The 11,027-nt window shown below is 44.0% G+C and carries 11 protein-coding genes; 3 read left to right on the forward strand and 8 right to left on the reverse strand.

The window, feature by feature from the left end; translation table 11 throughout:
• Positions 1 to 72: 72 nt before the first annotated feature.
• The 3 genes from VIP81_RS19955 to VIP81_RS19965 all read right to left on the reverse strand — a co-directional run bounded on the left by VIP81_RS19955 (position 73) and on the right by VIP81_RS19965 (position 2,885).
• On the reverse strand, positions 73 to 462 hold the full coding sequence (locus tag VIP81_RS19955; RefSeq protein ID WP_331965208.1) for a GxxExxY protein: 390 nt from the start codon (positions 460 to 462) through the stop codon (positions 73 to 75).
• Between the two features lie 95 nt (positions 463 to 557).
• The gene (locus VIP81_RS19960) at positions 558 to 743 is read right to left on the reverse strand and encodes a hypothetical protein (protein WP_331965211.1); all 186 of its coding nucleotides are present in this window, start codon (positions 741 to 743) and stop codon (positions 558 to 560) included.
• Positions 744 to 836: 93 nt separating this feature from the next.
• Complete coding sequence (locus VIP81_RS19965; RefSeq protein WP_331965214.1) at positions 837 to 2,885, reverse strand: M13 family metallopeptidase; 2,049 nt, start codon at positions 2,883 to 2,885, stop codon at positions 837 to 839.
• 152 nt (positions 2,886 to 3,037) lie between these two features.
• Between VIP81_RS19965 and VIP81_RS19970 the strand changes: the two genes are divergently transcribed.
• From VIP81_RS19970 to VIP81_RS19980, 3 genes are all read left to right on the forward strand, one after another.
• Positions 3,038 to 4,222, forward strand: a complete 1,185-nt coding sequence (locus VIP81_RS19970) for a DUF5009 domain-containing protein (protein ID WP_331965217.1) — start codon at positions 3,038 to 3,040, stop codon at positions 4,220 to 4,222.
• Between the two features lie 155 nt (positions 4,223 to 4,377).
• Positions 4,378 to 4,635 carry a hypothetical protein gene (locus VIP81_RS19975; RefSeq protein ID WP_331965220.1) on the forward strand — a complete coding sequence of 86 codons (258 nt, stop codon included), beginning with the start codon at positions 4,378 to 4,380 and terminating at the stop codon, positions 4,633 to 4,635.
• Between the two features lie 6 nt (positions 4,636 to 4,641).
• The gene (locus VIP81_RS19980; RefSeq protein ID WP_331965223.1) at positions 4,642 to 4,890 is read left to right on the forward strand and encodes a hypothetical protein; all 249 of its coding nucleotides are present in this window, start codon (positions 4,642 to 4,644) and stop codon (positions 4,888 to 4,890) included.
• 78 nt (positions 4,891 to 4,968) lie between these two features.
• Here the strand turns inward: VIP81_RS19980 and VIP81_RS19985 are convergent, their stop codons facing one another.
• The 5 genes from VIP81_RS19985 to VIP81_RS20005 form a co-directional block, all read right to left on the reverse strand.
• The gene (locus VIP81_RS19985) at positions 4,969 to 6,861 is read right to left on the reverse strand and encodes a monovalent cation:proton antiporter-2 (CPA2) family protein (protein WP_331965226.1); all 1,893 of its coding nucleotides are present in this window, start codon (positions 6,859 to 6,861) and stop codon (positions 4,969 to 4,971) included.
• 1 nt (position 6,862) lies between these two features.
• A complete protein-coding gene (locus VIP81_RS19990; protein ID WP_331965229.1) occupies positions 6,863 to 7,468 on the reverse strand; it encodes an NAD(P)H-dependent oxidoreductase in 606 nt (201 codons plus the stop codon).
• A gap of 40 nt (positions 7,469 to 7,508) precedes the next feature.
• On the reverse strand, positions 7,509 to 9,359 hold the full coding sequence (locus VIP81_RS19995) for a chloride channel protein (RefSeq protein ID WP_331965232.1): 1,851 nt from the start codon (positions 9,357 to 9,359) through the stop codon (positions 7,509 to 7,511).
• 16 nt (positions 9,360 to 9,375) lie between these two features.
• Positions 9,376 to 10,296, reverse strand: coding sequence for a transglutaminase-like domain-containing protein (locus VIP81_RS20000; RefSeq protein WP_331965234.1), 921 nt, complete (start codon positions 10,294 to 10,296; stop codon positions 9,376 to 9,378).
• 21 nt (positions 10,297 to 10,317) lie between these two features.
• The coding region (locus tag VIP81_RS20005) for a hypothetical protein (protein WP_331965237.1) at positions 10,318 to 11,027 on the reverse strand (710 nt) is incomplete at its 5' end.

Raw genomic sequence — 11,027 nt, forward strand, 5'->3', positions numbered from 1 at the left:
TTGTCTTACTCAGGATTATACTGATTATACTGATTGTGCTGATTATTTTTTTTATCCTATATGCTTTTTTTCTCATTGAAAATTGTCGTTGAAAAGTCTTTTAAATTCCAGGCTTGGTGTGCCAAAGTTAATAAGTAATCCGATGTTTACATTATACGCTTTAAGATAGCTTTTTGCCTGAGATATATGTACTTGTTCCGTCATTGTTAATGCTTTCAGTTCCACCGAAATAACATTTTCAACAATGAAATCTGCTCTATGTCCACCTACATGTGCTCCTTTATAGTAAATCGGGATTTCTTTTTCCCTCTCAAAAGAAATTCCATTTTCAGTCATCTCAATTGCCAAAGCGCGTTGATATATTACCTCCTGAAATCCAGATCCCAGAACGCGATGAACATGCATGGCACATCCAATTATTTTACCAGTAAGCTCAGAATGCTTGTAATTAGGGTTAATCATAAAGTAAGGTTAAAACAAACAATACTCCTAATTTAGCCCATTCACCACATAAAAAAAAGAGCCGGAATTACATCCGGCTCAAAAACTTAAAAACTCTAACTTAAAAACTCCATCTCCATCTTCATCTCCATCTCCATCTCCATCTCCATCTCCATCTTCATCTCCATCTCCATCTCCATCTTCATCTCCATCTCCATCTCCATCTCCATCTTCATCTCAAACTCCATCTCCATCTCCATCTCCATCTCCATCTTCATCTCAAACTCCATCTCAAACTCCATCTCAAACTCTCCATCTCAAAATCACTAAAAATCAAAAAAAAATCATCAAAATCATCAAAATCAGTATAATCCTGAGTAAGACAAAAACTCGCGTTACCAGATCCGCACTCTCGTACTATCCGCTCTGTACATGCCATCTCCTGGTTTAATACCATACACTTCATAAAATGCATCCACATCGCTAAACGGTCCATTCACCCTGAACTTGGCAGGCGAATGCACATCGGTGAGCACTTGTCTTGCCAGCGATTCTTTTCTGGTATGCCCCAGCCATCCCAGTGCATAACCCATAAAGTACCGCTGTGATGGCGTATAGCCGGCAATTTTTTCGTTTTTCTTAAACTGATCTGTTTTTTTGAAAGCTTCCCATCCCAGCAGTATACCGCCAAGATCCGCGATGTTTTCTCCCAGTGTAGCTTTACCATTGATACGTAAGCTATCTACTACTACGTAGCCGTTGAATTGATTTACCATCACAGCAGCGCGCTCATTGAATTTCCTTTCATCATCTTTTGTCCACCAGCTTTTTAAGTTACCGGAGGCATCAAATTGACGGCCTTCATCATCAAAGCCATGTGTAATTTCGTGGCCAATGGTGGAAGCGCCTGCATATCCATATACTACGGCATCATCCAGTTCTTCATCACGTTTGCCCGGAACGGTAAAGATCCCTGCAGGCAATACAATTTCATTGTTGCTGGGGTTGTAGTAGGCATTGTACGTTTGCGGTGTCATATCCCACTCGGTACGATCTACCGGCTTGCCCAGTTTATTGATTTGGTAAGCTAACCACCACTGGCGGGAAGCCAGCATGTTCTGATAGTAGGATTGTTCTTTGATATCCATCGCAGAAAAATCTTTCCACTTGTCGGGGTAGCCTACTTTCTTGGTGATTTTGGAAAGCTTGTACAGCGCCTTTTGTTTGGTGCTGTCGCTCATCCACTCCAGGTGTTCGATACGTGTTTTCAGTTCTGCACGTATTTCTTCTACCAGGTTTTCATATCTTTTTTTAGCAGTAGCATTAAAAAACTCTTTGGCAAAAAGTTGGCCCAGTGCTTCGCCTATGGCGCCTTCTTCTGCATCCAATACACGTTTCCAGCGCGGTTTCTGTTTCGCCTGTCCTCTCATCAGCGTACCATAAAAGGCGAAGTCGGTGCCGGCAATGGTATCACTCAGCATCTCGGATGAACGGTTGATCAGGTTCCACTTCAGGTAATTTTTCCAGGTGTCGAGTGGTTGTGATTTAAGGGCATTGCTTAAAGCCGTGTAAAATTCAGGTTGACCAACAATCACGGTATCTGCAAATTTGCTGATGCCTTGTTGTTTGATGAAGTCTACCCAATCTACGCTGCCGGCAATTTTATTCAGGTTGGTCACCGCCATTTTGTGGTAATTGGCTTCCGGATCACGCAGCGCTTCCAGTTTGCGGCTGGATTTGGCGAGGATTGTTTCCAGCGCTATTACGCCGGCAGCGGCCTTTTGGGCGGTCGTACTATCAAGACCGGTAAATTGCAGCATCTTCGCTACATGTGCCGGATAAGCGTTTCTTATTTTGGTGGTACGGTCGTCTGTATTGAAATAATAATCACGGTTAGGTAAACCTAATCCACCCTGAGAAAACTGTACAATAATCAGCTCACTGTTCTTTGCATCCTGACCTATGGACAAATCGCACAAAACGCCTGTCTGATTGTGTTGTTTGGCGGCCAGTTGTACCAGTTGTTGCAGATTGCTAACGGCATCAATGGCTTTCAATTCTTCTTCAATAGGCTTGATGCCGTCTGCATTGATTTTCACGGAGTCCATTCCGCTTTTCCAGAAGGCCGCTATCTTTTTGGAAGTAGCATCAGTAGGGTTTTCTACTGCTTTTTCGTTAATGATGCGGAGGCGTTTATACAGTTCTTCCTGTACAAGGTTGCCTATTCCCCACGCACTATATTCGTCAGGAATAGGATTACGTTTTATCCAACCGCCATTGGCATAATCAAAAAAGTCCTGGGCGGGATTAACGGTGCTGTCTACGTTGGCGGCTACGGCGTCGGGAGTCGCTTTTTCGGTGTCGGCACTTTGCTGGCCCTGGTTGCAGGCTACGAAACAAGCCATACTGGCTATACCTGCCCCGGTGAGGATGAACTTCATCATAAGCTGTAGAGAATTTTGTTGTCAGGAGAAAGATAATTATTTTTTGTCATCTGCCTTATTAAAATGGGCTTAACGGCAGCCGGATAATTTGAAGTAAATACTGGTTTAATGTTGTATTTTGTTATGAAGTCAACTGCATACCCACTACGCTTATGATCAATATCTTAAAGTCCGGCCGTATTTTATCTATCGATGCATTTCGGGGCATCACTATTCTTGTCATGATTTTCGTGAACAGTGTAGCCGGTGTAAGCGGTATCCCTGCATGGATGCAGCATGCACATGGTAATGAAGACAGGATGACTTTTGTAGACGTCGTATTTCCGGCGTTCCTTTTTATTGTGGGGATGTCTGTTCCTTTTGCTATCAACAGTCGTTTAGCGAAAGGAGATTCTTTCTGGAAACTGCAACAGCATATTGCGTGGCGCACTTTGGGATTACTGGTGCTGGGTGTTTTTATGGTCAATGCCGAAGGAGTCAATGCTGCTGCAACCGGTATGAATGGTGCGTTATGGGCATTATTATTTTATGTGTGTGTGATATTGGTGTGGAATGTATATACTTTCAAACAGGCATGGATCAGCTGGAGCCTGAAGGGTATTGGATTGCTGGGGTTAATCATACTGGGTACTATTTATCGCGGTGGTGATGGCAGCGAGCGATTGAGTCCGCAGTGGTGGGGTATTCTGGGCCTCATCGGTTGGGCCTACCTCTATGCATGTATTATTTATCAGCTGTTCAAAGGCAATGCCGGCGGCATTATGCTGATGATTGCAGTATGTATGGGGTATTATATTTTATGTCAACAGCCATTCATTCAAAACAGTGGCTGGAGCTGGCTGACAACGCAACAGGGCAATGCGGCGCATACAGGAATTGTATTATGCGGCATGGTACTCACCTTATTTTATTTCGATGAAGAACTGGGATTAAATGGTAGTAAATTATTTGCGCGGGTAAGTGGTTTCTTAATCATTATTTTAATTGCTGCCTGGCGTTTACGGCCAGCCTATAAAATATCCAAGATCCACGCTACGCCAAGCTGGTGCCTGTATAGTGCTGCTATCTGCGTAGTGGTATTTTCTTTTTTATATTTTTTGATAGATGTAAAACACGTCAGTAAATGGACTGCCTTTTTCCGCCCTGCCGGTGCTAATCCACTACTCACTTATATACTGCCGGACATCGTTTTTTATGGAATGTTGCTGATAGGCGTAGCGTTGCCTGCCGTACTGGGAGAAGGTTTGCCTGGAATGATCTGGTGCGCCTTTTTTGCAGTGGCCATGCTTTTCGTAGTAAAAGTTTTAAATAAGCTGGGTATCCGTTTGCAGCTGTAACAATCACATATATTACCCCGTTATACCCCCGTAATGTAGAGATATATCTACGTGAAATACATCTGTATGCCGGAGTATCACGTAAATAGGAGGTGGCATTTCGTTTGCCGCTATCTCTACGGATAGAACATTTTTTGTCCCAAAAAAAGTCCCCCATGAAAAAAATAGCGATGGTATTGGTATTAGCAGGAGTGATTTTAGCTATCTTAGCGCAGTACGCCTACATCAACGACTGGGTATGGTTTAAAGTATTTCATACCCTTGGATTTATAGGCTACATATTTATCATCAGCGGTCTTGCTTATTTTTCCCTGTGGTTGATTCATCTGTTTTCACGGGATGAAAAAAACAGGATAAAACGCTACGCTCATCGCCATAGAAACGATGCAGCAGCCAATACTGCACAACGGTAACAGCATATGTCAGATATTTTCACGCTCAAATTTGAATACAAAGGTCATCCGCACATCCTCGAAGTGCAGACTGCGCATCAGCAGTACAAAACGGTGTATAAAGTGGCCATACAGGAACACGAAATTGTGTATGAACCGGATGAAGAAGGTTTCGTACGGGCTATTTCCAGCAAACCGATGCATGATCATCTTAATGCAGTAGATGTAGGATTATTACACCGCGTGGCGGAATTGATTGTGGAGCATATTCAGTAGTGCCCCTTTACTGGCAAACGGTTTTAGAAGAAAGCTTCCGCATGTCGGGAAATCCATCATTCATCATGCGTAATTGAATCACGCCTCCTCTCCTTTCTCTCCCCTGATTTCATCGCGTAATGTTTCGGGGTCCCAGCTTTGTCCCTCATCCAGCCAGGTTTTTATGCGATCGGAAGAAATGAGTTTTTCCATTTCTTCGATGCGCTCTTTCATGGTATTTATATACTGCTTTTTATCATCGCGCAAAGCCGATAATCCTTTCAGGCTTTGCTCATCCTGCCGGAAAAAGGTTCGGGCATCCCGTTCGGTGCGGTAGGCACGGTGCCCCAGCATACGAAGGGCATCTACGCCCACCCGCAAGGAAGTATCTACCGTTTCCCGATAAATGTGTAATACACCCAGGTCCATCAGCTCAAAAGTATCTTCATTATTTTCAGCTCTTACTAATAGTTGCAAATGAGGGAAATACCGTTGCGCCATCTTTACAATGTCGCGGGTTTGCTCCGGATGATCTGTGGCAATGATCAGCATCTTGGCGTCAGCAGCGCCTGCCGCCACCAGCAAATCATAGCGGGAGGCATCTCCATAATATACTTTAATACCCAGGTTATGCAACGCATCTACCCGGTCAGAATCCAGATCCAACACGGTGGCATTGATGCCATTGGCTCGCAGGAAACGTCCTGTCATACTACCAAAGCGACCAAAGCCCGCTATAATAACCGGATTTTTTTCATTGATTTCATCCGCTTCCCTTTCTGCATTTATCTCCGATCGGGTGAAATAGGGTTGTATCACTTTTTCATACAATAACATAATCAACGGCGTGAGCGCCATACTAATGGCTACCACAGCTGTTATCATCGCGGTCATCTCTGTACTCATCAGATGTGTCTGAGCGGTAAACGACAACAGCACAAATCCAAATTCTCCGATATCCGCCAACGCAAAGGCAAACAACAGATTTTGGTCAATATTCAGTTTGAATATTCTTCCCAATATCAATAACACTATCCCTTTTAATAGCATGATACCCGCTACCAGACCCAATATCAGCCAGGGCTGCGACATAATTAATTTAAAATCAATAGAAGCACCCACGGCAATAAAAAATAATCCCAGCAGTAATCCTTTGAAAGGTTCAATATCACTTTCCAGCTCATGCCGGTATTCGCTGTTGGCCAGGACTACCCCGCCCAGAAATGCGCCCAAAGCAGAGCTCAGCCCTACAAGATTCATCAGTACGGCAATGCCAACCACCATCAGCAAAGCGGTGGCGGTAAATAGTTCGCGTACCCGTGTACGGGCTATAATCCGCATCAGCGGCCTGACAAGGTATCGCCCGGCGATGATGATCACCGCTACCGCTCCCAGCACCACCAGTGTTTGTCCCCAGCCCGGTAAGTTATCCCGCAGTGAATGAGCATGAGCAGTGGTATCAGCAGCGGCATTTCCCGCCAATAAAGGAAAGATGGCGAGCATGGGAATCACGGCAATATCCTGAAACAACAATACAGAAAAGGCACTCTGTCCGGCAGCAGTTCCCATCCACCCTTTTTCGTTCAATGTTTGTAGTACAATCGCCGTGGAAGAAAGCGACAAGATCATACCCAATGCCAGCGACGTGTTCAGCGGCTGCCCTATCAGAAAAGCAATGCCCGCCATCGCAGCGGCACTCAATATCACCTGTAAACCACCCAAGCCCAGAATAGAAGCCCGTAATCGCCACAATAGCGCAGGCTCCAGCTCTATGCCTATCAGAAATAGCATCATCACTACCCCGAATTCCGCGAAATGCATAATGTCTTCTCCTTCTCTCCCTATAAAACCCAGTAAGGAAGGACCTATGATAATACCCGCTATGAGATAGCCCAGTACCGCGCCCAATCCCATTTTCTTGGCCAGCGGCACAAATACAATGGCGGCCGCCAGGTATACCATCGACTGAAATAGTAATGAATGTTGATCCATATTAAAGGGTTTGCCCGGGAAGTTGCAGTATTTGATTCAGATAGTCCAGTCCTGGTAATGGAGCCAATTCAAATTTTTTATCACTTAACCGCTCCAGTATCTGCCCCAGCACAGCGGCATCATCTTTTATATCTGAAGTATCCTGCCGGTGTACACCATAAATCACATACGGCGCTACATATTGCATATTGCACAACTTCGCCGTTTGCGAAAAAGGCAACAGAAACTCATGTACCGTATGACCATGGTGCCCATCCGGATGATAAGATTTTTCAGACCCACCGGCGCTGATAATATTCCCAAAATATTTCCCCTGCAATGCTTTACCGGTATGTCCATATGCCCAACCATGCTCCAGCACCAGGTCTATCCACTGCTTTACAATGGCTGGTGCACTATACCAGTAAAAAGGATGCTGCATCAATATAATATCATGCTCCACCAACAACTTTTGCTCACGCGCTACATTTATATCCAGGTCGGGGTACTGTTCGTACAGATCATTAAAAGTAATACCCGGTACATTCTTAATCACACGCAACAGCTGAGTATGCACCCTGGATTTCTCCAGCGCAGGATGCGCAAAATTTATCAGAACTCTCGCCATTTAATAGTGGGGATTTTAGAATAAAAATAGCCCAATGAATTTATCCTTCAGAATATTCCTGCAATAATAACCTGTATTTATTGAGAATACTGGACTTGGAGATAAAGCCAATGAGTCGCTTGTCCTGCACCACCGGCAGGTTCCAGGCATTGGCACTATCGAATTTTTTGATCACTACGTTGATATTGTCTTTTAAATTTACTACCGCCGGAGGTGCATGCATCAACTTTTTAACGGTAACAGTATCATACAGTTCCGGATTAAACATAATAGGCCGGATATCATCCAGGGTAATAATACCTTCAAACAGTTGTTGTTCGTTGATCACCGCAATAATATTCCGGCTACCCTCTTTTACCAGTTCAATCAATTGTCGCAAAGTGGCGTCAATGTTCACGAGTTGTACGTCTGTCTCTACAAGGTCATCCATTTTCAGGAGTAACAGTATATTATTGTCGTGGGCTTTCGTAAATACTTTACCGTCTTTTGCCAATTCTTTTATTTCCGGTGAGATGGGAGAAAACCACTTGGCCATCAAAAATGAGATCGTGGATACAATCATCAGCGGAATAAAAAGGTCGTATCCTGAGCTGGATTCTGCTATCAGGAAGATGGCGGTTAAGGGTGCATACATTACACCAGCCATCACACCGGCCATCCCTACAATGACCAGGTTGGTCACCGGAATATTGGTAAGTCCCATTTGCTGGCATACCAGCGCATAAAAAAATCCGAGAAATCCACCAGCAAAAAGCGATGGCGCAAAGTTCCCGCCATTACCCCCACTTTGTATAGTCACGGAGGCTGCCAGTGCTTTCAGTAAACATACACAACCGGTGAACACCAATAGCATCCAGCTTTGAATCGGTAAATACTGGAAAAAACTATTGAGTAAAATGGCTTCTCCGTTACCGGAAGCCAGCGATTTTACGCTGGAATAACCCTCTCCAAATAAAGGAGGCAGGGCCACACAAAGCGCCGATACCAGGATACCGCCCAGTATAGCCCGTTGCAGGGCTGTCCATTGGAGGCGATGAAAGAAATGTTCTATTTTTTGTGAGATGACCACATAATAACGGGCATAAAATCCACTGAGGATGCCCAGGGCTATATAATAAGGTACGTTGTGATAATTGAAGGCTACACGGGATTCAAAATGAAACAGGGCTTCTTCCTGTAAAATAATCTTTGATAATAAACTGCCGCAAACCGCCGCTACTACCAGCGGCATGAAATCAGAAAATACCACACCCGTCAGCAATATTTCAAAGGCAAACATCATCCCTGCTATTGGTGCATTGAAAGCCGCAGCTATACCCGCCGTGGCGCCGGCAGCCAGTAACAGCGTCCGTTCTTTATATCCAAGCCGGTAGGTGCGGGCATAGTTGGAACCCAGCGCAGCACCCGTTACGGCAATCGGACTTTCCAATCCGGCAGATCCGCCCAACCCCACCGTGATGGCACTTTGCAATATTTGGGAATACATTTTTACCGGAGGAATCAAACTGGAGTTTTGTGCTATTTCATGTAGTATCGCCGGTATCCCCTTTCTGGATTGTCCCTTAAAAAACCAGATCACCATCAACGTGGTCAATACAATGCCCAGGAAAGGGAACACCATATAAAAAATGATCTGCGTACTGAAGTGAACCTTATAAGTAATGACGTAGTGAATATAATGAACCAGACTTTTTAAAATTACACCAGCCAAACCAGCACTGCAACCTACTATAATACCTGAAAGCAGCAAAAATTGCTGCCGGTTCATCTTACTATGCAACCAATGTATAACCAGCTCATAGCTCGTAGCGCTTTTTAAACTATACTGTTCGAAGTCTTTTTTAAATCGAAAAAAGCTATGATGTTTCCGGAGGCGGGTAAATTGACTCATGCGACAAATTTAAGGATCAGAGCTCAATCAGCCCATAAACTTTATCGTTCAGGTATGGTCCGCCGGGATGACGGGCACTATAATCCAGGTTAATCCAGTACTCTCCTTTCAGCTCGTGATAATATATTTCAGTCACCATAGGCTTGGGAAAAAGCATGATGATGGCCTGTTTCATGATTTCAAAGTCGTCACGGTTACCGCAATAAAGTTCCGGGTAAGCATGTCCTTTGACGAGTACAATACGGCACCGCGCGCCGATAGACTGTAAACAGGAGGTCATTAATATGGAGTGGTCATCGCAGTCGCCCCCCAAACCGTTTTCAATCGTCTCTTGTGCGGTGGCAAAATATTCATCGCGCCGGGAGTCCAGCACATATTTAAAATGGCTGTTGATATAACGAAACAGAGACAGGAAGCGGGTTATTTTACCATATTTATAAAAGTATTGATCATAGTAATCCAGGGAATGTTTTACGGAGAAATTGCGGACTACAGAATCCTGGAAGTTGATTTTTTCCCGCATGCCTCTGATCGTTTTATCGCGATAACTCTCCACCCTCCTGGGGTACAGACTGAGAATATCCAGCTGCTTGCTGTCTTTGGCGCCAAGGTTCCCCTGCACCATTCCTTTATAATCGTTGAGGACATTGTTGAGTGTATAGCGATTTGTATATTTATTAAATACCATGATGCCACAGATCACTAAAAAGACGGGAATAATAAGTGGTCTGAATATCCAGCGGAACAGGTACACGACCACGAAACTCGCCAGCACAGATACTAATAAATCTATATGCCACCCATTGGCCACCAGCGGAGGAACAAAGCGGTTTATATATGGAGCGAGTAATAATAAAGTCAACAGGCTCAATAAGTTGAGCAGTAGTAACTGTACCCTCGTGTATTTGCTTTCATCAATGGCCATTATGCTACGCAATAAAGCAAAATTATGCCATAATTACCTTGCAAAATTTGAAACGGCCAGTTTAAAGGAAGTGCTTTTTCTGATGAGTTCTATTTGTTGTACGGTATCATTTTTCTGTTTATCCATCTGCAATTGCTGATAGATTTTATTCAACAGGCCAAAGTTCATGAGCGCCAGTACTTTGAAATCGAGCTTTTGCGCATTTTCTACGGCTGTTTCCGCAGTACGGAGGGCCTTGTTGAATTCATGTTCATTAAAATAAACACCGGCATATAATAGTTTCTGAACAGATTCGAGGTACTTCCCACCAAAATAGTCAGCAGAATATTTTTTGATGATCTGGTCGGTATGTCTGCAAATACGTGCAGCCGATGCCGTTTGTCCCAAACCCAGGTAGGCTTGTGCCTGCAGGCAGAGTAAAGTCAGGCGTAGTGAATCTGTTTTACGATGTTGTAAAGAAGGATAAGTTTCAAATATGCGGGTAGTAAAAGTCAGCAGGTGTTCATTATCTTCCAGCAGGGTAAATACTACTCCCATATTCCGGAACACAATTTCCTGTGGTTCAGAAATAGGTTTCTTTCCTCCGTTGGTGCCGGTCCAGTACCGGAAATAATTGTAGATTTTTTCCCTGATATCTTCATTCACAATACCAAACTTGAGAAATTCGTAGATGAACAATTGTATTTCATAAGGAGTTACCCACAGTTCATCCTCAAATTCATCCGCGGCATATATCTTTTTAA

Source organism: Chitinophaga sp. (genome assembly GCF_036566945.1).
In the GTDB taxonomy this organism is placed as follows: domain Bacteria; phylum Bacteroidota; class Bacteroidia; order Chitinophagales; family Chitinophagaceae; genus Chitinophaga.

Bases quoted from the DNA above. Each gene is read 5' to 3' on its own strand.
- VIP81_RS19955 (WP_331965208.1), bottom strand. From the start codon at position 462: ATGATTAACCCTAATTACAAGCATTCTGAGCTTACTGGTAAAATAATT.
- VIP81_RS19960 (WP_331965211.1), bottom strand. From the start codon at position 743: ATGGAGTTTGAGATGGAGTTTGAGATGAAGATGGAGATGGAGATGGAG.
- VIP81_RS19965 (WP_331965214.1), bottom strand. From the start codon at position 2,885: ATGATGAAGTTCATCCTCACCGGGGCAGGTATAGCCAGTATGGCTTGT.
- VIP81_RS19970 (WP_331965217.1), top strand. From the start codon at position 3,038: ATGATCAATATCTTAAAGTCCGGCCGTATTTTATCTATCGATGCATTT.
- VIP81_RS19975 (WP_331965220.1), top strand. From the start codon at position 4,378: ATGAAAAAAATAGCGATGGTATTGGTATTAGCAGGAGTGATTTTAGCT.
- VIP81_RS19980 (WP_331965223.1), top strand. From the start codon at position 4,642: ATGTCAGATATTTTCACGCTCAAATTTGAATACAAAGGTCATCCGCAC.
- VIP81_RS19985 (WP_331965226.1), bottom strand. From the start codon at position 6,861: ATGGATCAACATTCATTACTATTTCAGTCGATGGTATACCTGGCGGCC.
- VIP81_RS19990 (WP_331965229.1), bottom strand. From the start codon at position 7,468: ATGGCGAGAGTTCTGATAAATTTTGCGCATCCTGCGCTGGAGAAATCC.
- VIP81_RS19995 (WP_331965232.1), bottom strand. From the start codon at position 9,359: ATGAGTCAATTTACCCGCCTCCGGAAACATCATAGCTTTTTTCGATTT.